Annotated in this window: 1 protein-coding gene; it reads left to right on the top strand. The window is 48.5% G+C overall.

Translation table 11 applies throughout. The features are described 5' to 3' along the window. The coding region (locus CWB85_RS21650; protein ID WP_502705325.1) for a Rossmann-fold NAD(P)-binding domain-containing protein at positions 1 to 412 on the top strand (412 nt) is incomplete at both ends.

Below are 412 nucleotides of genomic sequence, written 5' to 3'. Positions count from 1 at the left end.
CAGCGATGACGAGTATGCCAGTGCAGGGGCTACGGTTCTGAATGACCGCGCTGAGATTTTAGCGCAAGCGGATGTGATTTTATCGGTTGATAAGTTACCGGCCGAGGATATTGTGCACGCAAAAAACAAAACGGTCATTAGCTTTTTAGACCCGTTTAATAGCCATGCGTATGTTGATTTACTGTGCGAGCACCAGGTAACCAGCTTTAGCATGGAAATGATACCGCGCAGTACGCGTTGCCAAAAAATGGATGCGTTGAGCTCTCAAGCTAGTTTGGCGGGGTATGTGATGGTGACGAAAGCGATTGCGGAATTACCGAGCATTTTACCGATGATGATGACCGCAGCGGGCACAATTAAGCCAGCGAAAGTGTTTATTATCGGCGCAGGTGTGGCGGGGTTACAAGCTATT

The sequence above is a fragment of the Pseudoalteromonas sp. S1727 genome (genome assembly GCF_005886375.1).
GTDB classification, from domain to species: Bacteria; Pseudomonadota; Gammaproteobacteria; order Enterobacterales; family Alteromonadaceae; genus Pseudoalteromonas; species Pseudoalteromonas haloplanktis.
Note: the sequence above shows the minus strand (reverse complement) of the source record. Positions and strands in the feature narration are given on the sequence as shown.